General features: G+C 76.5%; 19 protein-coding genes. 11 read left to right on the top strand and 8 right to left on the bottom strand.

The annotated features are described in order from the left end of the window. Positions 1-97: 97 nt before the first annotated feature. A complete protein-coding gene (locus NT8_RS03680) occupies positions 98-595 on the top strand; it encodes an Lrp/AsnC family transcriptional regulator (protein WP_067964240.1) in 498 nt (165 codons plus the stop codon). Positions 596-638: 43 nt separating this feature from the next. Here NT8_RS03680 and NT8_RS03675 read toward each other — a convergent pair whose 3' ends face one another. Further along, complete coding sequence (locus NT8_RS03675; protein ID WP_174549516.1) at positions 639-1,784, bottom strand: NAD(P)/FAD-dependent oxidoreductase; 1,146 nt, start codon at positions 1,782-1,784, stop codon at positions 639-641. After that, positions 1,781-2,140: a bifunctional 3-phenylpropionate/cinnamic acid dioxygenase ferredoxin subunit gene (locus NT8_RS03670; RefSeq protein ID WP_067964238.1), complete on the bottom strand. Its 360-nt coding sequence runs from the start codon at positions 2,138-2,140 to the stop codon at positions 1,781-1,783. Before NT8_RS03670 ends, NT8_RS03675 begins: the two co-directional genes overlap by 4 nt. Before the next feature lie 462 nt (positions 2,141-2,602). On the opposite strand from NT8_RS03670, the gene NT8_RS03665 reads away from it, so the two are divergent. From NT8_RS03665 to NT8_RS03655, 3 genes are read left to right on the top strand one after another with little or no spacing between them, the layout of a single operon-like run. Continuing rightward, positions 2,603-5,065, top strand: a complete 2,463-nt coding sequence (locus tag NT8_RS03665; protein ID WP_067964236.1) for a GcvT family protein — start codon at positions 2,603-2,605, stop codon at positions 5,063-5,065. Positions 5,066-5,097: 32 nt separating this feature from the next. After that, a complete protein-coding gene (gene solA, locus NT8_RS03660; protein WP_067964231.1) occupies positions 5,098-6,294 on the top strand; it encodes an N-methyl-L-tryptophan oxidase in 1,197 nt (398 codons plus the stop codon). Continuing rightward, positions 6,291-7,427, top strand: a complete 1,137-nt coding sequence (locus tag NT8_RS03655; protein ID WP_067964228.1) for an aromatic ring-hydroxylating oxygenase subunit alpha — start codon at positions 6,291-6,293, stop codon at positions 7,425-7,427. Before solA ends, NT8_RS03655 begins: the two co-directional genes overlap by 4 nt. A gap of 28 nt (positions 7,428-7,455) precedes the next feature. On the opposite strand, the gene NT8_RS03650 is transcribed toward NT8_RS03655, so the two are convergent. Next, positions 7,456-8,235 carry a DeoR/GlpR family DNA-binding transcription regulator gene (locus tag NT8_RS03650; protein WP_067964225.1) on the bottom strand — a complete coding sequence of 260 codons (780 nt, stop codon included), beginning with the start codon at positions 8,233-8,235 and terminating at the stop codon, positions 7,456-7,458. A gap of 553 nt (positions 8,236-8,788) precedes the next feature. Between NT8_RS03650 and NT8_RS03645 the strand changes: the two genes are divergently transcribed. The 6 genes from NT8_RS03645 (at position 8,789) to NT8_RS03620 (ending at position 15,394) form a co-directional block, all read left to right on the top strand. Further along, positions 8,789-9,793 (top strand): aldo/keto reductase, encoded by a 1,005-nt coding sequence (locus tag NT8_RS03645; RefSeq protein ID WP_067964224.1) that lies wholly within the window; start codon positions 8,789-8,791, stop codon positions 9,791-9,793. 41 nt (positions 9,794-9,834) lie between these two features. Then, positions 9,835-10,602 (top strand): HpcH/HpaI aldolase family protein, encoded by a 768-nt coding sequence (locus NT8_RS03640; protein ID WP_067964223.1) that lies wholly within the window; start codon positions 9,835-9,837, stop codon positions 10,600-10,602. 122 nt (positions 10,603-10,724) lie between these two features. Then, the gene (locus NT8_RS03635; protein WP_067964222.1) at positions 10,725-11,678 is read left to right on the top strand and encodes a phosphoglycerate dehydrogenase; all 954 of its coding nucleotides are present in this window, start codon (positions 10,725-10,727) and stop codon (positions 11,676-11,678) included. Positions 11,679-11,852: 174 nt separating this feature from the next. Continuing rightward, positions 11,853-13,271 carry an Nramp family divalent metal transporter gene (locus tag NT8_RS03630; RefSeq protein WP_067964219.1) on the top strand — a complete coding sequence of 473 codons (1,419 nt, stop codon included), beginning with the start codon at positions 11,853-11,855 and terminating at the stop codon, positions 13,269-13,271. Between the two features lie 121 nt (positions 13,272-13,392). Next, a complete protein-coding gene (locus NT8_RS03625; protein ID WP_067964217.1) occupies positions 13,393-13,806 on the top strand; it encodes a hypothetical protein in 414 nt (137 codons plus the stop codon). Between the two features lie 298 nt (positions 13,807-14,104). Beyond that, entirely contained in the window at positions 14,105-15,394 is a 1,290-nt protein-coding gene (locus tag NT8_RS03620; protein WP_067964216.1) for a styrene monooxygenase/indole monooxygenase family protein, read from the top strand. Positions 15,395-15,448: 54 nt separating this feature from the next. Here the strand turns inward: NT8_RS03620 and NT8_RS03615 are convergent, their stop codons facing one another. Next, the gene (locus tag NT8_RS03615; protein WP_067964214.1) at positions 15,449-16,141 is read right to left on the bottom strand and encodes a class I SAM-dependent methyltransferase; all 693 of its coding nucleotides are present in this window, start codon (positions 16,139-16,141) and stop codon (positions 15,449-15,451) included. A 411-nt stretch (positions 16,142-16,552) separates the two neighbouring features. Here NT8_RS03615 and NT8_RS03610 point away from each other — a divergent pair, with 411 nt between their 5' ends. Then, complete coding sequence (locus NT8_RS03610; protein WP_157515498.1) at positions 16,553-17,794, top strand: cytochrome P450; 1,242 nt, start codon at positions 16,553-16,555, stop codon at positions 17,792-17,794. Between the two features lie 43 nt (positions 17,795-17,837). On the opposite strand, the gene NT8_RS03605 is transcribed toward NT8_RS03610, so the two are convergent. The 4 genes from NT8_RS03605 to NT8_RS03590 are packed head-to-tail and all read right to left on the bottom strand — an operon-like array spanning position 17,838 to position 21,215. After that, complete coding sequence (locus NT8_RS03605) at positions 17,838-19,094, bottom strand: cytochrome P450 (protein ID WP_067964212.1); 1,257 nt, start codon at positions 19,092-19,094, stop codon at positions 17,838-17,840. 26 nt (positions 19,095-19,120) lie between these two features. After that, complete coding sequence (locus NT8_RS03600; protein ID WP_067964209.1) at positions 19,121-20,323, bottom strand: NAD(P)/FAD-dependent oxidoreductase; 1,203 nt, start codon at positions 20,321-20,323, stop codon at positions 19,121-19,123. After that, complete coding sequence (locus NT8_RS03595; protein ID WP_067964207.1) at positions 20,320-20,520, bottom strand: ferredoxin; 201 nt, start codon at positions 20,518-20,520, stop codon at positions 20,320-20,322. Before NT8_RS03595 ends, NT8_RS03600 begins: the two co-directional genes overlap by 4 nt. Next, a complete protein-coding gene (locus NT8_RS03590) occupies positions 20,517-21,215 on the bottom strand; it encodes a TetR/AcrR family transcriptional regulator (protein ID WP_067964204.1) in 699 nt (232 codons plus the stop codon). The genes NT8_RS03595 and NT8_RS03590 overlap by 4 nt, the downstream gene beginning before the upstream one ends. Between the last annotated feature and the right edge of the window lie 103 nt (positions 21,216-21,318).

Here is a 21,318-nt window from a genome sequence, read left to right as displayed (position 1 = left end):
TCTCGGCTTTCTTCAGAGGCTTCCGGACCCGGCCGACACTAATCGAACGCCTGATCGACGCGATTGAGAATTTCGTGCTGAGACGCAATAATCTTGCATGCCCGAGCAACCGCCGCCCCGCCTGGACGACATCGACGCACACCTCCTGGACCTCCTGCAGCACGACGCCGGACGGACCCTGCACGACCTCGGCGAACACGTGGGCCTCTCCCCGAGCGCCGTACAGCGGCGGATCGCCCGCTACCGCAGGGACGGCCTCATCACCGGGCAGGTCGCCGTCCTCGACCCGCACCGCCTCGGCCCCACCGTCCTGGCGGCGGTCCTGGTGACCCTCGACCGGGAATCGGTCGAGTACCACCGCGCCTTCGCCGAGCGGATGCGCTCGGACCGGCAGGTCCAGCAGTGCTACCGGGTCGCGGGACCGTGGGACTACGTGGTCGTCCTGGCCGCACGGAGTACGCGCGACTGCGGCCGTCTCGGCGACCGCCTGTTCAAGGCGGACGGCAACGTCCGGCGGTACGAGACGCTGATGGTCTTCGACACCGTCAAGACCGGCCTGGCCCTCCCGCTCCCGGCGCCGGAGCCCTCCCGGTAGCCGGAACGGCCACGGGCGGGACGGCCCGGCGCGGCGGCCGCGTTCAGGCGGTGAGGGTGCGGCGCAGGCGGGTGAACGCGCGGGCGCGGTCGACGGCGAGCACCGCCGCGGCCGCCCCCGCGCGCTCGTAGACGGCGGCGAACGACCGCTGCGCCGGGTCGCCCTCCACCACGCGCACGGTGTCGCCCGGGGCGCGGCGTCCGGCGAACTGCACCCGCACCCCGTACTGGTCGGACCAGAAGTAGGGCGGCCGCCGGTACTCGGCGACCGTCGCCCCCGCCAGGAGGTTGCGCACCGCCACGGCGGGCTGCTCGACGGCGGCCGTCCAGTGCTCGGCGCGCACGGACCCGCCGGGGGTGCGCCACCGGGCGACGTCGCCGACCGCCACCACGCCGGGCACCGACGTCCGCCCGCCGCCGTCGCACACCACCCCGTCGGCCACCGCGACCCCGCTGCCCGCCAACCAGTCGGCGGCCGGGACCGCGCCGATGCCCGCGACGACGGTGTCGGCGGGCAGCCGCCGCCCGTCGGCCAGCTCGACCGCGCGCACCCGGCCGGTGCCCAGCAGCCGGGCCACCCCCGTTCCGCACAGCAGCCGCACCCCGGCGGCGGCGTGCAGGTCCGCGCAGTGCGCCGCCATCTCGGCGCCCAGCACCCCGGCCAGCGGCAGCGGGGCCGCCTCCACCACCGTGGTGTCCAGGCCGAGCGCCGCGCACGCCGACGCCGCCTCGGCGCCGATGAACCCGCCGCCGACGACCACGACCCGGGGCCCGGAGGTGAGCGCGCCCCGCAGCGCGGCGGCGTCCTCGCGGGTGCGCAGCACGTGCACCCCGGCGAGCGGCGGACCGGGGAGGCGGCGGGGCAGCGCGCCCGTGGCCACCACGACCCCGTCCGCGCGCACCTCCGTGCCGTCGGCGAGCAGCACCGAACGCCGGTGCCGGTCGAGCCCGGTGGCGGGCACGCCCAGCCGCCACTCGGCGGCCAGGTCGGCGTCGGCGGGGTCGCACAGGTCCAGGTCGGCGGGGCCGGCGGTGCCGAGGAGCACCGCCTTCGACAGCGGCGGGCGGTCGTAGGGCGGGTGCGGTTCGGCGCCGACGAGCGTGAGCGCCCCGTCGAAGCCCTGGGCGCGCAGCGCCCGCGCGGCGCCGAGCCCGGCCAGGGAGGCGCCGACCACCGCCACCGACCTCACGCGCCGCGCTCCGCCGCGCCCGCCGCCACCCCCGCGCCGCTCCCGGGGGCGGGGACCCCGACGTGCACCTCCACCCGTCCGTCGGGGTGGACGGTGACGGCGTGGGTGCGGACCGGGCGGCGGGCGGGCAGGCAGGTGGGCGCGCCGGTGCGCAGGTCGAACGCCGCCTCGTGCAGCGGGCACTCCACGAGGCGGCCCTCCACCCAGCCGTCGGACAGCGACGCGTCCTGGTGGGTGCAGGTGTCGTCGATCGCGTACACCTCGCCGTCGACGTTGAAGACCGCTATGGGGACGTCGGCCGGCACGCGCAGCACGGCGCCCGGGGGGAGGTCGTCCAGGTGGCAGGTGCGGATCATCGCGACTCCTCTGGGGGCGTGCGGCCGCCGCGACCGGCGGTCGGCGGGTGGCGGGCAGCGGAAACGGGCGGCCCCGGCGGGTTCCGAGGGCGGGGGAGGGCGGCCCGCCACCGGACGCGGACGGGCCTGAGTGTTCCCTAGTGCGCAACAAAGAGTCGAACACGCAACAGTTTCCGATCCGCCGTGCGGCCCGTCAACCCCTCGGATCGGACAGCTTTCCGGCGGCGCGCCGGTAAAGAAGGTGTAACGGAGCGAGGCTTGACGGCGGCCGGAATGCGCCGCACGCTGTTGATTGATGCGCGACAGAGAAGCGCCATACGCAACAACTATGCCCGCCGTGCCGTGCGCCGTGTCCGCCGCCGTGCCGTCCGCCGTCCCCCTCGCCCCGCACCCCCCGGCCGACCCGTCCGCCGACCCGCCGGCTCCGCCGGACCGCCGCGTCCCCCGAGAAGGGCCTCCGCGATGAGCGCACCCCCCGACCCGACCCCCTCCGGCCCCCGCGTCGTTGTCATCGGCGCCGGCATCGTCGGCTGCGCCCTCGCCGACGAGCTCACCCGGCGCGGCCTCGCCCGCGTCACCGTGCTCGACCAGGGCCCCCTCTTCGCCACCGGCGGGTCCAGCTCGCACGCCCCCGGCCTGGTCTTCCAGACCTCCCCGTCCGCCACCATGACCGCGTTCGCGGCCGCCACCGTCCGCAAGTACCGCGGGCTCACCCTGGACGGCCGCCCGTGCTTCCGCCCCGTCGGCGGCCTGGAGGTCGCCACCACCCCCGAGCGGGCGGCCGACCTGCGCCGCCGCCACGGCTGGGCGCTGTCCTGGGGCGTGCGCGCCGACCTGCTCTCCGCCGAGGAGTGCCGCACCCGCTGGCCGATGCTGTCCGACGCCGTCCTCGGCGGCCTGGCCACCCCCGACGACGGCCTGGCCGACGCCGTGCGCGCCGCCGCCGCCCAGGCCCGCGACGCCGCCGCCCGGGGCGCCGTCTTCCGCGCCCACCACACCGTGACCGGCGTCGACGTGCGCGGCGGCCGGGTCCGCGGCGTCCGCACCGACCAGGGGGACGTCCCCGCCGACGCCGTCGTCTGCGCCGCCGGCTTCTGGGGGCCGCGCATCGGCGCGATGGCGGGCGTCCCCGTCCCGCTGCTGCCGCTCGCCCACCAGTACGCCACCACCGACCCGCTGCCGGAGCTGACCCGCCCCGGCGCGCCCGGCCCCGACGCCCAGCCCATGCTCCGCCACCAGCACGCCGCCCTCTACGTCCGCCGGCACGGCGACCGCCTCGGCATCGGCTCCTACGCGCACCGGCCGATGCCGGTCGACCTCGCCGACGTCGCCGCCCCCGGCACCGGCCCCGCCATGCCGTCCGTGCGCCCGTTCACCCCCGCCGACTACGCCCCGTCCTGGCGCGACGCCGTCGACCTGCTGCCCGCCCTGGCCGCCTCCCGCGTCGCGGACGGGATCAACGGCGTCTTCTCCTTCACCCCCGACGGCCTGCCGCTGCTCGGGGAGTCGCGGGAGGTGCGCGGGTTCTGGCTGGCCGAGGCCGTCTGGGTCACCCACTCCGCGGGCGCGGCGCGCGCGGTCGCCGCGTGGCTGGCCGAGGGCCGCCCCGGGATCGACGTCCGCGAGTGCGACGTCCGCCGCTTCGACGGCGCCCGCCTCTCCCCGGCCTACGTCGAGGAGCGGGGCCGCCGCAGCTTCACCGAGGTCTACTCCGTCGTCCACCCGGCCCGGCCCCCCGGCGGCCCGCGTCCGCTGCGCACCAGCCCGTTCCACGCCCGCCACCGCGAACTCGGCGCCCACTTCACCGAGGCCGGCGGCTGGGAGCGCCCGCTGTGGTTCGCCGCCAACGCCGGACTGCCCCGGCCCGGCGTGCCCGAGCGCGACCCGTGGTCGGCGCGCCACTGGTCGCCGGTCGCCGCCGCCGAGGCGCGCGCCACCCGCGAGCGCGTCGCCCTCTACGACATGACCCCGCTCACCCGGATCGAGGTGGCCGGCCCCGGCGCCCTCGCCCACCTGGAGCGCCTCACCACCAACCGCGCCGACCGCCCGCCGGGCACCGTCGTCTACACGCTGATGTGCGACGACACCGGGGGCGTGCTCGCCGACCTCACCGTCACCCGGCTGGGCCCCGACCTGTTCCAGGTCGGCGCCACCGGCCCCCTCGATCTCGACCGGCTGATCCGCCTCGCCCCCGACGACGGCTCGGTGCGCGTCCGCGACACCACCCCCGGCACCGCCTGCGTCGCCGTGTGGGGCCCGCGCGCCCGCGACCTGGTGCAGCCGCTGTCCCGCGACGACTTCTCCAACGCGGGCTTCCCCTACCTCACCGCCCGCCGCGCCCACGTGGGCGCCGTCCCCGTCACCGCGCTGCGCGTCTCCTACGCCGGCGAACTCGGCTGGGAGCTGTGCACCACCGCCGACCTGGGCGCCGCGCTGTGGGACACGCTGTGGGAGGCCGGCCGCCCCCTCGGCGCCGTCGCCGCCGGCCGGGCCGCCCTCGACGGCCTCCGCCTGGAGAAGGGGTACCGCGCCGCCGGCACCGACATGACCGCCGACCACGACCCCTACGAGGCCGGCCTGGGCTTCGCCGTCCGGCTCGGCAAGGGCCCCTTCATCGGCCGCGACGCGCTGCGCCGGCGCGCCGCCGCCGCACCCGCCCGGCGGCTCGCCACCCTCACCCTCGACGACCCCTCCCGCATGGTGCTCGGCGGCGAACCTGTCATGATCGACGGAGCGGCCGCAGGGCATGTGACCAGCGCGGCCTTCGGCGCCACCATCGGTCGGCCCGTCGCCCACGCCTGGCTGCCCGCGGCCGCCGCCGCGCCCGGCACCCGCGTCTCGATCGCCTACTTCGGGGCGGACCTGGCGGCCACGGTCGCCGCCGGACCCCTGGTCGACCCCGACGGGACCCGGCTGCGCGGCTGACCGACCCGCAGCACCGAGAGGAGCGCCCACACATGGCCACCACCCACGACGTCGCCGTCATCGGACTCGGCGGCATGGGCTCCGCCGCCGCCCACCACCTCGCGGCGCGCGGCCTGCGCGTCCTCGGGCTCGACCGCAACGGGCCCGCCCACGACCGCGGGTCCAGCCACGGCGGGTCGCGCGTCATCCGCCAGGCGTACTTCGAGCACCCCGACTACGTCCCGCTGCTGCTGCGCTCCTACGGGCTGTGGGAGCGGCTGTCCCGCGACGCCGACGCCGACCTGCTCACCATCACCGGCGGGCTGATGATCGGCCCGGCCGGCAGCCGCACCGTGGCGGGCACCCGCGCCTCCGCCGACCGGTGGGGGCTGCCGTACGAGGAACTGGACGCCGCCGACATCCGCCGCCGCTTCCCCGCCTTCACCCCCGGCCCCGAGGACGTCGGCGTGCACGAGGCGCGCGCCGGGTTCGTCCGCCCCGAGGCCGCCGTCGCCGCCCACCTGCGGCTGGCCGCCCGCGACGGCGCCGACCTGCGCTTCGGCGAACCCGCGCTGAGCTGGGCGCCGACCCCCGGCGGCGGGTTCCGGGTGACCACCCCGGCGGGCACCCACACCGCCGGCCGGATCGTCCTGTGCCCCGGCGCCTGGGCCCCCGGCCTCCTCGCCGACCTCGGCCTGCCCCTCACGGTGGAGCGCCAGGTCCAGTACTGGTTCGCCCCGCGCGGCGGCACCGGCCCCTTCCTCCCCGGGCGCCACCCCGTCTTCGTCTGGGAGGACGCCGAGGGCACCCAGGTCTACGGCTTCCCCGCCTACGAGGGCCCCGACGGCGGCGTGAAGACCGCGTTCTTCCGGCGCGGCACCGCGTGCGACCCCGACGCCCTCGACCGCGCCGTCCACCCCGAGGAGGTCGACGCCATCGCCGCCCACCTGGCCCCGCGCGTGCCCGACCTGCCCGGCCGGTTCCTGCGCGGCGCCGCGTGCATGTACACCACGACCCCCGACCAGCACTTCGTCGTCGCCGCCCACCCCGACCACCCGGGCGCCGTCGTCGCCTGCGGCTTCTCCGGGCACGGCTTCAAGTTCGTCCCGGTCATCGGCGAGATCCTCGCCGACCTGGCGGCCACGGGCACCACCCGGCACCCGATCGCCCTGTTCGACCCCCGCCGGCCCGCCCTGCGCGGCGGCCCGGCGGCCCCCGTCCCCCCAGACCCGAACGAGGTGGCGCCGTGACCGCGACCGACCCCCGCTCCCCGTTGCTGCCCACCCCGCCCGGCACCGCCTACACCGACCCCGCCGTTTTCGCCCGCGAGCAGGCCCGGGTCTTCGAGGCGGTCTGGGTGTGCGCGGCGCGCGCGGGCGACCTGCCGCGCCCCGGTGCCTTCCGCACCGTGCCGGTGGGCCGCGAGAGCGTCCTCCTCACCCGCGACCGCGCCGACCGGGTGCGCGCCTTCCTCAACGTGTGCCGCCACCGGGGGGCGCGGCTGTGCACCGAGGAGGCGGGCGAGGTGCGCCGCGCCTTCCGCTGCCCCTACCACGCGTGGACCTACGGCCTCGACGGGCGGCTCGTCGCCGCCCCCAACCTGGGGGAGCTGCCCGCGGCCGAGCGCGACCGGCGCGGCCTGGCGGCCGTGCACGTGCGCGAATGGCTGGGCTACGTGTGGGTCTGCCTCGCCGACGACCCGCCGTCCTTCGATGAGACGGTGCGCGGCGCGGTGGCCGACGCCCTGGGGTCGGCCGACGCGGTGGCCGCCTACGGCGTCGACCGCCTGGAACCGGGGCGGCGCGAGGTCTACGACGTCCGCGCCAACTGGAAGCTCATCGTCGAGAACTTCATGGAGTGCTACCACTGCGCCACCATCCACCCCGAGCTGACCGGGGTGCTGCCGGAGTTCGCCGAGGGCCGCGCGGCCCAGGCGGACGGCGGCCGGGGCGCCGCGTTCGGGGCGGACGTCGACGGGTTCACGGTCGACGGCGGGTCCGGGTTCGGCCGCCTCGGCGGGGTGGGGGAGGACCGCGACCGCCGCTACTACGCGGTGACCCTGCCGCCGCAGGTGTTCCTCAACCTGGTCCCGGACCACGTCATCGTGCACCGCCTGCTCCCGCTGGCCCCCGACCGCACCCGGGTCGAGTGCGACTGGCTCTACGACCCCGAGGTGCTCGCCTCCGGCGCCGACGTGGCGCGGTCGGCGGAGCTGTTCGACCGGGTCAACCGGCAGGACTTCGCGGCGTGCGAGCGGTGCCAGCCCGCCATGGCGTCCCGGGTCTACCGCGACGGCGGGGTGCTGGTGCCGCTGGAGCACCACATCGCCGGGTTCCACCGCTGGCTGGCCGACCGCATGGCGGACGCCCCCGCCGGGGGGTGAGCGGCGCGGGGCGCGCCGGGTGCGCGGGTCAGCCGCCGGCGGGGTCGGCCACCACGACCTCCACCCCGGCCTCGTGGAACGGCGCCAGCGCCTCGGGGGCGGCGTCGGCGTCGGTCACCAGGGTCCAGCCCGGGTCGAGGCGGGCCCACGCGTGGAAGGGGCGGCGGCCGAGCTTGGCGGAGTGGATGAGCACGTAGACCTTCTCCGAGCGGTGCGCCATCAGCTCCTTGAGCCGGGTCTGCTGCAGGCTCGCCTCGCAGATGCCGTCGCGGGCGTCCACGCCGTCGGCGCCGAGGAACGCGCGGTCGAACGTCATGCGCGACAGCGCCGCCTCGGCGAGCGGGCCGACGAAGCCCGCGCTGAGGTGGCGCAGCGTGCCGCCCAGGCACTCGACGTGCACGTGCTCGGCGGTGGCCAGCTCCTCCAGCACGGTCATGCCGGTGGTGGCCACCGTCAGGTCGCGCGCCGCGCGCAGCTCGTGGGCGAGCGCGCCGGTGGTCGAGCCGGCGTCGAGCAGCACGGTCTCGCCCGCGCGGATCTGGGCCGCCGCCCAGGTCGCGATGGCGCGCTTGGCGTCGAACGCCTCGCCGAGGCGCTGGCGCAGCGACGCCTCGGGGTGGGCGGCGACCGCGATCGCCCCGCCGTAGGTGCGGGCGAGTTCGCCGGCCGCCTCCAGGTGGGCGAGGTCGCGGCGGATGGTCGAGGGGGTCACGCCGAAGGTGGCGGACAGGTCCTCGACACTGGCGAGTCCGGACGTGGTGGCGAGCCGGACGATGGCCGCCCGCCGGGCGCGGGTACCACGGGGCATCGGCGTCCTCTCACATCTGCGGCGGCGCGGGGGACGGATCCGCCGCCGGGCGCGGGGCCGGGATCATGCTACCGGCGGCGGCGCGGCCCATCCGCGTGCAGCCGCATCGCGGGGTGGGCCGCGCGGCGCGCGGCCGCCGCCGGACCGGCGGCACCGCCGCGGGGACGGCGGCTCGGGGCGAGGATCGCACTCCTGCGCGCAACGCGCAATACGGGACGGCGCGGGGCGGCGGCGTGCCGGGGACGCGGCCCGCGTCCCCGGCGGCCCCGTGCGCGCCCGGCGGCCGCGCGCGCAGCCCCGTTGCGGCCGTCCAGGGAGCGGCAGTGACGTGCCCGGACGGGCGGTCGCGACCGGGGGAGGGTGCGGCCCCCGCAGGTGCCCGCTGTCCGCGCGCGGCGGGGGACCGCGCGGTCCCATGACCGGATTCTGTGCGTCTTTCGCGCAGATTCACGCCGGGGTATTGCGCACACCACGCAGTTTGTGCGATGGTGACGCGGGTAACACGCCGCCGCGCCCGAGCCGCGCCGTCGGCCCCGCCCGTCCGAGGAGACCGATGACCGACACCGCCCCCGCCGCACCGACCGCGCCCCTGGCGCTGCCCGGTACCGACGTGCCCCTGTCGCGGCTCGTCCTCGGCACCATGACCTTCGGCGACACCGTCGACGCGGCGGGCGCCGCCCGGATGCTCGACACCGCCCTGGAGGCCGGGATCACCGGCGTCGACACCGCCAACGGCTACGCGGGCGGCGCCAGCGAGGAGATCCTGCGCGACCTGCTGCCCGCCCGCCGCGACCGCGTCGTCCTCGCCACCAAGGCCGGCATCCCGCACCCCGACGCCGCCGGGCACGCCCCCCTCTCGGCCCCGGGCCTGCGCGCCGCCCTCGAAGGCAGCCTGGCCCGCCTCGGCACCGACCGGGTCGACCTGTTCTACCTGCACCAGCCCGACCGGGCCACCCCGCTCGCCGAGACCATGGGCACCATCGCCGAACTCGTCGCCGAGGGCCGCATCGGCGCGCTGGGCGTCTCCAACTTCGCCGCCTGGCAGATCGGCGAGCTCAACCGCGCCGCCGACGCCGCCGGGGCGCCGCGCCCGGTCGTCGCCCAGCAGCTCTACAACCTGCTCGCCCGCCGGATCGAGGCCGAGTACTCCGAGTTCGCGCGGACCACCGGCCTGCTGACCATGGTCTACAACCCGCTCGGCGGCGGCCTGCTCACCGGACGGCACCGCTTCGACACCACCCCCGACTCCGGCCGGTTCGGCGACTCCCGGCTCGCCGCCATGTACCGGGAGCGCTACTGGGACGTCCGGCTGTTCGACGCGGTCGACGCCCTCGGGCGCATCGCCGACGAGGCGGGGATCCCGCTCACCGACCTCGCCCTGCGCTGGCTGCTCGGCCGCCCCGAGACCGGGGCGCTGCTGCTCGGCGGCTCCTCCACCGCGCACCTCACCGCCAACATCGCCGCCGCGGCGGCCGGCCCGCTGCCCGCCGACGCCGCCGCGGCCTGCGACGCCGTCGGCGCCGAACTCGCCGGCCCCATGCCCGCCTACAACCGCTGACCGGCGCCCGACCGCACCGCCTCCGAAGGGAACGTGACCCCATGACCGCGGCCGACTTCGCCCGCAGGATCCGCAACCGCGAGCCCGCCATCGGCTACTGGAGCCTGCTCGACGCCCCCGTGGCCGTCGAGCGCCTGGCCCGCCTCGGCTACGACTACGTCGCCCTCGACGCCCAGCACGGCCTCTTCGGCTACTCCGGGATGCTGAACAACCTGCTCGCCGTCGACGCGGGCGGCACCTCCGTCGGCGTCGTCCGGGTCGAGGCCAACGACCCCACCCCCATCGGCCGGGCCCTCGACGCCGGAGCGGCGGGCGTGATCGTCCCGCTCGTCAACAGCGCCGAGGACGCCGCGGCCGCGGTCGCCGCCACCCGCTACCCGCCGCACGGCATCCGCTCCTACGGCCCCATGCGCTCGATGCTGCGCATCGGCCCCGCACCCGCCGAGGCCGACGCGGCCACCCTCGTGCTCGCCATGATCGAGACCCCGCAGGGCCTGGCCAACGTCGAGGAGATCTGCGCCGTCCCCGGGCTCGACGGCGTCTACGTCGGCCCGTCCGACCTGCGCCTGGCGGTCGGCGGCGCCACCTCCACCGACCCCGCCGTCGACGCCGTGTTCGACGCCGCCGTGGTCCGGGTCCGCGACGCCGCCGCGGCGGCCGGCATCGCCGCGGGCATCCACACGCCCAGCGGCGCCGTGGCCGCCCGCCGCCTCGCCGAGGGCTTCACCTTCGCCTCGGTCGCCTCCGACCTGGTCCACCTGGAGCAGGCCGCCGCCGCCCACCTCGACGCCGCCCGCGGCGGCGCCTGACCCGCGCCCCGGCGGGCCCCGCCCCGCCGCCCCCGCCCGCCCCGCCTCCGCCCGCAGCCGCCGGGCCGCAGACACGGGCGGCGGCCCCGCACCGGCCGCCGCCCGGAGGGAGACCACGCCCCATGTCCCAGGTCCTGGTGACCACACCCACCTTCGCCCGCTTCTCCGACGCGCCGTGGCACGTCTTCACCGAGGCCGGCCTCACCGCCGAGCGCCCGTGCGAGGACGCCGCCCTGCCCCGCGCGGAACTGCTGGCCCGCGTCGGCGGCGCCGAGGCGCTGGTGGTGGGCCTCGATCCCATCACCGCCGACGTCATGGACGCCGCCCCCCGGCTGCGCGTCGTGGCCAAGCACGGGGTGGGCGTCGACAACATCGACCTCGACGCCGCCCGTGCGCGCGGCGTCCGGGTCGTCTACGCCCCGGGCAGCAACTCGCGCGCCGTCGCCGAGCTGACGTTCGGCCTCATCCTCGCCGCCACCCGGCACATCCCCGCCGCCGACGCCGCCGTGCGCGCCGGCGCCTGGCCCAAGCCGTTCGGCCCCGAACTCGACGGGCGCACCCTCGGCATCGTCGGGTTCGGCCGGATCGGCCGCATCCTCGCCGGCTACGGGCGCGCGTTCGGCATGCGCGTCGCCGCCCACGACCCCTACCTCGCCCCGGCCGAGATCGCCGCCCACGGCGCCGACCCCGTCGATCTCGACACCTGCGTCACCGCCTCCGACGTGGTCAGCCTGCACCTGCCCGGCGACCCGGGGGCGCCCCCGCTGCTCGACCGCGCCCGCCTGGAGGCCATGCGCCCCGGGTCCTGCCTGGTCAACGCCGCGCGCGGCGGCCTGGTCGACGAGGCCGCGCTCGCCGACCTGCTCAACCGCGGGCACATCGGCGCGGCCGCCCTCGACGCGTTCGCCGGGGAGCCCCTGCCCGGCGACAGCCCGCTGCGTACCGCCCCCAACACGGTCCTCACCCCGCACATCGGCGCCTGCGGCCGCGAGGCCAACCGCACCATGGGCGCCATGGTCGCCGAGGACATCGTCCGCGTCCTGCGCGGCGAGGAGCCCCGCCACGCCGCGGCCTGACCGCGCCCCCGCCCCGCACCCGCGACGCCGCCGCACCCGCACCCGCACCCGCACCCGCGACGCCGCCGAGGCGCCGCGCGGGCGGTCGCGCGTACCGCCGACCGGCCCCCGGCCCCGGCCCACCCACCCTCCCTCCGCCCGACGGCGGTCCCGCCCGACCGAAAGAACCCCATCATGAGCACCACCTCCCCCCAGGGGGCGGCAGCGGCCGTCCCCGACCCCTACGCGCTGCGCCCCGAGGACGCCCGCGAGGCCCCGCGCACCTTCACCGGGCGGCTCCGCCACCTCGGGCCGGGCCTCATCCTGTCCGCGGCGGTCGTCGGCTCCGGCGAGCTGATCGTCACCACCTCGCTGGGCGCCCGCGCCGGGTTCGTCCTGCTGTGGCTCGTCATCGCCAGCACCGCGATCAAGGTGTGGATCCAGATGGAGCTGGCGCGGTGGACCATCCTCACCGGCAAGCCCGCCCTCCAGGGGTTCAGCCAGGTGGGGCCGCGCGTCGGCCGCGTCGGCTGGATCAACTGGCTGTGGATCGGCATGGACTTCGCCAAGATGCTCCAGCGCGGCGGCATCATCGGCGGCGTCGCGGCGGCGCTGTCCATCCTCTGGCCGATCTACGGCGAGCCCCTGTCCTTCCCGTCGCTGGCGGTGTGGACCGGGATCGTCGTCGTGACCACCATCCTGCTGCTGCAGAGCAGCCGCTACAGCATCGTCGAACGCCTCGCCGCGGTGTCCGTCGGCGTGTTCACCCTCGCAACGGTCGGCCTGGCCCTCGGGCTGCCGCTCACCGAGTTCGGCTACGGTTCGGCCGACCTCGCCACCGGGCTGAGCTTCGCCATCCCGGCGGGCACCATCGGCATCGCGGTCGCCATGTTCGGCATGACCGGGGTCGGCGCGGACGAGATGACCACCTACACCTACTGGTGCCTGGAGAAGGGCTACGCCCGCTGGACCGGCCCCGACGACGGCACCGAGGAGCGCGCCCGCCGCGCCGAGGGCTGGCTGCGCGTCATGCGCCTGGACGTCCTGGTGTCGTGGCTGGTGTGCACCCTGTGCACGCTCGCGTTCTACATCATCGGGGCGTCCGTGCTGCACCCGCAGGGGCTCGTCCCCGAGGGCAACGCCATGATCACCACCCTGGCCCGGATGTACACCGACACCATGGGGCCGTGGGCCGAGTACGTCTTCCTCATCGGCGCGGTCGCCGTGCTGTGGTCCACCAACATCGGGTCCACCGCCAGCGTCCCGCGGCTGTGGACCAACACGCTGGGCCTGCTCGGCGTCATCGACTGGTCCGACGTCGCCGTCCGCCGCCGGACCATCCGCATCCTCACCTGGGTCTTCCAGCCGCTGTGGGCCGCGTCGTTCCTGTTCATCCAGTCGCCGGTGCTCATGGTGCAGATCGGCGGAATCGCGGGCGGGATCTTCCTGCTCGCCGTGGTGATCGCCGTGTGGCGGCTGCGCTCCACCGAGGTCGACCCGCGGTTCCGGCGCAACCCCTGGCTCACCGGCGCCCTGGTGCTCAGCAGCGCCGCCATCGCGGTCCTCGGCGTGTACAGCGTCCTGGAGGTGTTCGGGCTCGGTATCGGGTCCTGAGGCCCGGCCGGTCCGGGACCGGCCGGGGCGGCCGACAACCCGGCGGCCCCGCCCGGCGTCTCACGGGCAACCGCCGGGGTGACGCGGGTCACCCCCGGGCGGTCGACGCAGAGGAGACGCCATGCCCGTCCCGACCCCCGTCCGCACCGCCGGCCGCGCCGCGCTCGCCGCGGCGGCGGCCACCGCCCTGCTGCCCGTCCTCGCCGCCCCCGCGGCGGCGGACGCCGCGGAGTCCCACCTGGTCACCGCCGCCGAGTTCGGCACCGACCTGCGGGTCACCCTCACCGCCCACCGGGTCGGCGACCTGGAGGCCAAGGTCGAACTCGTCGCCTACCGCACCGAGGCGGGCGGGTGGACGCAGGTCGACCGCGCGACCGTGGGCGAGACCTGGTTCTGGTACCCGCTCACCGGGACGGGGGCGGTCTGCGCGTTCTCCGTCGCCGACCCGGCCGGCACCCCGGAGGTCACCGTGAGCCTGCTGCTGTCGCCGTCGCTGGGCTGCTCCGACCCCGTGACCGTGACCGTGACCGGCTGACCCGGACCGCGCCCCGCGCCTTCCGCGGTGGCCGCGCACCGGGCCGGGTGCCGAGCGCTCCGGCGCCCGGCACCCCCCTCGGCGCCCGAAACGTCGGCACAGCCGGGCCACCCGTTCGGGTATGGGACTATATGGGCGGTGATCAACAGGCCGTCCCGGCTGCGGCCCCGTCCGGGGTGCGCCGGGCCCCCAGCCGGCCTGCTCCCCCCAGACCGCGGCGCGGATCTCACACCGGGCTCTCGCCCGCGGGTATGCGGACACCCCGGCGCGGACACGCCGCACCCAGCGAGGAGACGCGATGCGCAAGATCCTGATCGTCGGCGCGGGCTACAGCGGGCTGACCCTGGCCCACAAGCTGCTCCGCGGCGGCTACGACGTGACCGTCATGACCGGCAGGACCTCACCGGAGATCCGCCGCGGCCCGACCGGGGTCCTCGCCATGACCTTCCCCGAGGTACTGGCGATGGAGCGTGACGCTGGCCTGTTCTTCGGCCAGTGGGAGGCCGCCCCCACCGCCCGGGGCATCCACTTCTCCCTGCGCGCCCCCGGCATGCCGGCGATGGAGTTCGGCGGCGTGAACGCGGGCGGCACCAGCCTGGCCGTCGAGAGCCGGCTGAAGATGGCCGACTGGCTGGAGGCGTTCGAGGACCAGGGCGGCAAGGTCGTCGTCCAGGGCTGCTCCTACTCCGACCTGCGGTTCTTCACGCGCATGTTCGACCTGGTCGTCATCGCGGTGGGCTCCGGCGAACTCGGTGGCCTCTTCGACTACGACGCTTCGCGCTCCGGCGGCGCCCACGCCGGCCGGATCACCCAGGCCAGCCTGTTCGGGGTCGAGCCCAACCCCGACCCGGCGGTGCGCGAACGCGGCCTGGAGGTCGTGTCCGTCCCCGGCGGGGGCAACATCTTCATCGTTCCCCAGCTCACCGTGTACGGTCCGGCCACCACGATCTTCGCCAAGGGCGAGATCGGCGAGGGCCTGGCCTGGGAGGACCACGAGCGCCCCCGCCCGGGCGACCCCGACGCGGCGCAGAAGCGGCTGGACGTGCTGATGGGCAGGCTCGCCCAGTACGCGCCGGACGTCGCCGAGCGCTGCGCCGACTCCTACCTGGTCGACCCGAACGCGGTCATCATGGAGGAGATCAAGCCGCAGGTCCGGCAGCCCGTCGCCGAGCTGCCCGAGGGCGGCATGGTGCTGGGCATGGCGGACGCGGTCATCACGGTCGACCCGGTCTCCGGGCAGCTGCACACCAACTCCGCCCGGTGCGCGCAGACCTACTTCGACGCCATCCGCGCCCACGGCGATCGGCCGTTCACCGCCGACTGGGGGCGCGAGGCGTTCACCTCGTTCTGGAACGAGTGGGGACGGTTCGCGGCCATGTTCACCGACGTGTTCGTGGTGAACTTCTGGGACGAGTCCAACCGGCCGCCGCACTTCCCCGCCCTCATGGAGGCCGTGCTCACCCTCCCCGAGATCCAGGACATGTGGATCACCGGGGTGTGCAAGCCCACCGAGCTGATGTGGATGCTCGACGAGACCGAGTGCCTGGGGCGCATCGCCGCGGCGAAGGCCCGCGCCGGCCTGGCCTGAGGGCGGGCGCGGGGGCGGCCACGGCACCGCCGCCGCCCCCGCGCGCCCTCCGGCTCAGGACCGCGCCGTGGCGTACCAGAGGGCCAGGCTGCCCTCCGTCCAGACGTGGACGTCGTCGAAGCGCGCGGCGAGGGCCCGCTCCAGGTCCTCGGCGGTGTCGGCGCGGTTGGAGAACCACGCCAGGCGGTTGTAGGCCGCCATCATCAGCGGCGCGATCGGCCGCCGCCACTTGCCCGCGATCCCGCGGTCCAGGAGCGTGGCGCCGAAGAACCGGCCGCCCGGCCGCAGCACCCGCGCCACCGAGTCCAGCAGCGCGGTCTTGGCCTCGATGCCCCGCCCCTCGGGGTCGGGCAGGCAGTGCACGACGTTCATGCAGCCCACCGAGGCGAACGTGCCCGGCTCCAGCTCCGTCCACGGGGCGAGCGCGTCGGCGCGGGTGATCGTGGGGGAGAACCGGGCGAGCCGTTGGGCCGTCTCCTCCAGCGGACCCTGGTTGGCGTCGAGCAGGTGCAGGCGCTCGTGGCCCTCGGGCATGCCCGCCCGGTCCAGCAGCAGCCCCGTGCCGACGCCGACGTCGAGGTGGTCGCGGGAGAGGTGGGTGCGGTAGAACTCCACGACCCGGTCGGCGCGCGGGCCCCACGCCCAGGGCTGGAAGCTGAAGCCCCAGACCCAGCGGTCGTAGGCGGAGAGCCGCTCGCGCTTGTAGATACGCGAGGTGGGGCGGTCGGCGGACGTGGGGGACGACATGGGTGGACTCCCGGAGACAAGGGGACAGGGGGAAGATCGGTCCGCGTTGAGCGGGCCGCGGTCCGGCGTTCCGCAGAGGGAAGATTAAGCGGACATACCCTTTCATCTCTCTGTTATCACCCGCATCAATGGTGAATGTCGCCACATGTGGGTCAAACGCCCCTGATGTCACTGCGGTCCCCTCCGGTGAGGGGGCGGCCGGGCCCCATGCCGATCCCCGCGGCCGGTCGGGGTGGGGTCGCACGAAGGAGCCCATCGAGCCGCATTAAGGGCATTAAGCCTCTTGTCCGCCATTGCGCTCAGAACGAAATCATCGGCACAATCGGCACTCAGGTAGCACGGGGACCTCCGGCCTCACCGGAGCGACCACCAGACGTCCCGCCGCACCCTGTGATCGAAGGGATCGACCGCGTGTCCGAGACCCTCACCGAACCCGCGCAGGCGCTGGCCCGCCTGCTGGACCCCGCCGACGACGACCCCCACCCCTCCTATGCGGCCCTGCGCGAGGCCGGCGACGGCGTCCACTGGGCCGACGCCATGCAGGGCTACTTCGTCACCCGCTACGACGACGTCAAGGGGATGTGCCGCGACACCAGCCTGTTCTCGTCGGACCACTTCTGGATCAGCCCCGCCGCCGGGCACGACCCCGGCGACCCCCGGCAGGCCGCCAGCGTCGACGTCGCCAGCCGGCAGTTCATGTTCAGCGACCCGCCCGTCCACACCCGGCTGCGCCGCATCCTGTCCCCGTTCTTCACCACGCCCGCCATCCCGCGCTGGCGGGTGCTCGTCGAGCGGATCGTCGACGAGCGGCTGGGCCGCCTCGAACCCGGCCAGGAGGTCGACTTCATCGCGGAGATCGCCGCGCTGGTGCCGGTCGCCGTCATCGCCGGCATCCTCGGCGTGCCGATCGACACCGACGCCGACCTCGCCCAGTGGCGCGTCTGGTCCCGCGACATGGGCGCCACCCTCGACATCAGCATCTCCGGCGCCGAGCAGGAGCGCGCCGTCCTCGGGCAGGGCGCCCTCATCGACGCGCTCGCCGAGACCCTCCGCCTGCGGCGCGGCGATCCGCGGGACGACCTCATCTCCGCCGTCGCCCACCTCACCGACGACGACGGCGCACCCGTCGACGACCGCGACACCCTGGCCCAGCTCATGCTGCTGTTCGCCGCCGGGGTCGACACCACCGCCGGCCTGCTCGGCAACGGGCTCGAACTGCTGCTGCGCGACCCCGAGGAGACCGCCCGCATCGCCGCCGCCGGAGGCATGGCGGCCGCCGTCGAGGAGGCCCTCCGGTTCGAGCCGCCCGTCCACTTCGACCTGCGGGTCACCACCCGGCCCGTCGTCATCGGCCGGACCCGCATCGACGCCGGCCAGGCCGTCTACCAGATCCTGCCGGCGGCCAACCGCGACCCGCGCGTGTTCACCGACCCCGACACCTTCCGCCCGGGGCGGCCCAACGCGGCCCGCCACCTGTCGTTCCTGCACGGCCCGCACCACTGCATCGGCGCCATGCTCGCCCGCCTCGAAGGCGAGGTCGTGTTCAGCCGCGTCCTGCGCACCTTCCCCGGCATCCACCTCGCCGGAACCCCGCGGCGCCGCACCCGCGACAAGGCCACCCGCAGCCTCACCCTCCTCCCCGTCCGCCTCTGACCGGTACGCCCCCGGCGGCCGGATCCGCGGCCGCCGGGACGTGTCACCAGGTGACCGGCAGCTCGTAGACGCCGTAGACCGAGCCGTCGTGCTTGAACGGGACGGCCTCCAGCGGAACGGCCCGGCGCAGTGTCGGGATACGCCGGTAGAGCGTCCCGTAGACCGCCTGCAGCTCCACCCGCGCCAGCGACTGGCCGAGGCACTGGTGCACGCCGAACCCGAACGCCACGTGGTGGCGGGCGTCGCGCCCGAGGTCCAGCCGGTCGGGGTCGGGGAAGGCGGCCGGGTCGCGGTTGCCGATGTCGTTCGCCATAATCAGGCCCTCGCCCGCGCGGATCACCTCCCCGCCGATCTCGATGTCCTCCAGCGCCACCCGCCGCCGCCCGTTGTGCGTGATGTGCAGGTAGCGCAGCAGCTCCTCCACCGCCGACGCGACGAACGCCGGATCGGCGCCGTCGCGCAGCCGGGCGAGCTGGTCGGGGTGCTCCAGCAGCGCCAGCGTGCCCAGCGCGATCATGTTCGCCGTCGTCTCGTGCCCGGCGATCAGCAGCAGCACACCGATCTGCGCGGCGTCCTCGCGGGCCAGCTCCCCGTTGCGCACCCGCTCGGCCAGGCCGGAGAGCAGGTCCGGCCCCGGGTCGGCGAGCCGGTCGCCCACCAGGCCGTCCAGGTAGTCGCGCAGCGCGCCGATCGCCGCGCCGCGCTCCTCGGGGGTGGCCCCGCGCCGGATGACGGTCCGGCTGTGCTCCTGGAAGAAGTCGTGGTCGGCGTAGGGCACGCCGAGGAGTTCGCAGATCACCAGCGAGGGGACCGGCAGCGCGAACGCCTCCACCAGGTCCACGGGCTTCGGGCCGGCCAGCAGGGCGTCGATCCGGTCGTCGACGATGCGCTGCACCGCGGGCCGCAGCGCCTCGATGCGGCGGACGGCGAACGACGCCGTCACCATCCGCCGCTGCCGCGCGTGCTCGGGGTCGTCCATCAGGATGAAGCCGAGGCCGCCGGGGCGCGGCGGCGCCGCGCCGGCGCCCGGGGCCGGTCCGGCCGGGGCGGGCGCCACCGGCGCCGGCAGCGGGTACCCGGGGCGGGTGGCGTCGGCGCTGACCCGGGGGTCGCCGAGCAGCGCCCGCTGCTCGGCGTACCGGGTCACCAGCCAGGGCGTGTCGCCGTTCCACAGCCGGACCCGGGTGAGCGGGCCCTCGGCCTGCCGCTCCCGCAGGGCGGGCGGCGGGTCGAACGGGCAGCCGGCGGCGCGGGGCATCGGGTACTCGGGCGCGTCCGCGGACGGTGCGGTCGGGGTCATGCGTTCCTCCAGGGTCCGGTCAGCGGTCAGCGGTCGGCGGGTGCGGGGGAGGGCGAGGGGGAGGAGAGGGCGTCGGCGACCTCGCGGCGGTGCGCCCGCGCCTGCTTGGGCATGTTCCAGCCGAGGACGCCGGTGGCGGTGCCGTCGCGGTGGTAGAGCGCGACGAACCGGCCGCCGGCGGGGTCGCCCTCGACCACCGTCAGGACGTCCTCGGGCGCCGGGACGCCGTACACCTGCACCTTGGTGGCGAACTGGTCCGTCCACAGGAAGGGCACGGGCGTGTACGGCCGGTCCGCGCCGAGGACGTTGCCGGCGACGGCGGCCGCCTGCTCGGTGGCGTTGGTCCGGTTCTCCAGGCGCAGCAGCCCGCCCAGGCCCTCGTGGTGCCAGCGGGCCACGTCGCCGGCGGCGTAGACGCCCTCGGCGGCCCGGCAGCGGGAGTCGCACACCAGCCCGTCATCGACCCGCAGCCCGCTGCCGGCCAGCCACTCCGTCGCCGGTGCGGAGCCGACCGCCACCACGACGGTGTCGGCCGGCAGCTCCTCGCCGGAGGCGAGCCGGACCCCGGTCACCCGCCCGCCCCGGCCGGCCAGGCCGCGCACGGCGGCGCCCGGCCGCAGGTCGACGCCCTGCTCCGCGTGCAGTCGGGCCAGCAGGGCGGCCGGCACCGGTCCGAGCCGGGCCTCCAGTGGCGCCCGCTGCGGGCCGACCAGGGTCACCGCCCGGCCCAGGGCGCGCGCGGTGGCGGCGGCCTCCGCGCCGAGCACCCCGTCGCCCACGACGACGACCCGGCGGGCCGCGAGCAGGTCGGCGCGCAGCGCCAGAGCGTCGTCCAGGGTGCGCAGCACGTGCGCCCCGGCCAGCCCGGCCTGCCCCGGCAGCGTCCGCGGGCGCACCCCGGTGGCGACCACCACGACGTCGGCCCCCAGCTCGCGGCCCGACGCGGTGCGGACGGCGCGGTCGGCCGGGGAGAGGGCCACCGCCGGATCGCCGAGCAGGAGGTCGGCGTCCAGCGCGGCCAGGGCCTCGGGCGCCCGCAGCCGGGACCGGCCCGGCTCCCAGTCGCCGCGGAGCACCTGCTTGGACAGCGGGGGCCGGTCGTAGGGGGCGTGCGGTTCGGCGCCGAGGAGGGTCAGCGCGCCCCCGTACCCCTTGCGGCGCAGGGCCTCGGCGGTGGCGAGCCCGGCGGCGGAGGCGCCGACGACCAGGACGCGGGTCGGGGCGCTCATGCGTCGCCGCGCACCTCGATCGCCGACGCGGGGCAGACGTCGGCGGCCTCGCGGACCGCCGCGTGCCGGTCGGCCGGGGGCGCGGCGTCGAGCAGCACCACGATGCCGTCCTCGTCGCGCTGGTCGAACACCTCGGGCGCGCGCAGGACGCAGGAGCCGGCGCCGCAGCAGCGGTCCTCGTCGACGTGGACCTTCATCGTTCCTCCTTCGGAGCGGGCGGGCGGGTGACGGGGGCCAGGTAGAGGCCGACGAGCGCGTCGACCAGCCCGGTCGCCGCGTCGTGCCGGGTCGGCCGGTGCGTGGGGCGGCCCTCGGCGAGGGCGCGCTCGCGCTCGGCGGGCATGTGGGTCATGAGGTGGCGGGCCAGGGCCTTGCGCTCGGCGCGCACCCCGGCCGGCAGGTCGGGCAGGCGGCGGTCGACCCCGTCGAGCACCCGGCGCAGGGAGGGCGAGCCCAGGGCCTCCTCGGCCATGATCGGCCGCAGCGCGGGGTCGGCCAGGACCCGCACGGAGAAGCGGGCGAACCAGGTGGGAGCGCCCAGGTCGGCCAGGTGCCGCGCCGGCGGGTGGACCAGGCAGGACACCGAGTCGCGGACATCGGGGGAACCGCCCAGCTCGGCGAGCATGCGCCCCCGCAGCCGCTCGACCGCCGCGTTGCGCCTGCGCGCGATCACCCGCACCAGGTCGGCCTTGGCGCCGAAGCGGTAGCCGACCGCGGCGGTGTTGCCCTGCCCCGCGGCCTCGCCGACCTGGCGGTTGGAGACGGCGGACACGCCGTGCTCGGCGTACAGCCGCTCCGCCGCCGCCAGGATCAGCTCGCGGGTGGCGCCGGCCCGCTCCGACCGCGGGGTGCGGTCGGCCGCGGTCACCGCCGCACCGGCGTCCTCGCCCATCGGACCTCCTCGCGTCGGCCGTCCGTCGGTGAGCAGTCAACCCCGCCTGGTAACTTAAGTCAACCGATTGATTTAAAAACAGCGCGAACCCCACCCGCACCGG

The organism is Nocardiopsis trehalosi NBRC 14201 (assembly GCF_001552555.1).
GTDB lineage: Bacteria > Actinomycetota > Actinomycetes > Streptosporangiales > Streptosporangiaceae > Nocardiopsis_B > Nocardiopsis_B trehalosi.
Note: the sequence above shows the minus strand (reverse complement) of the source record. Positions and strands in the feature narration are given on the sequence as shown.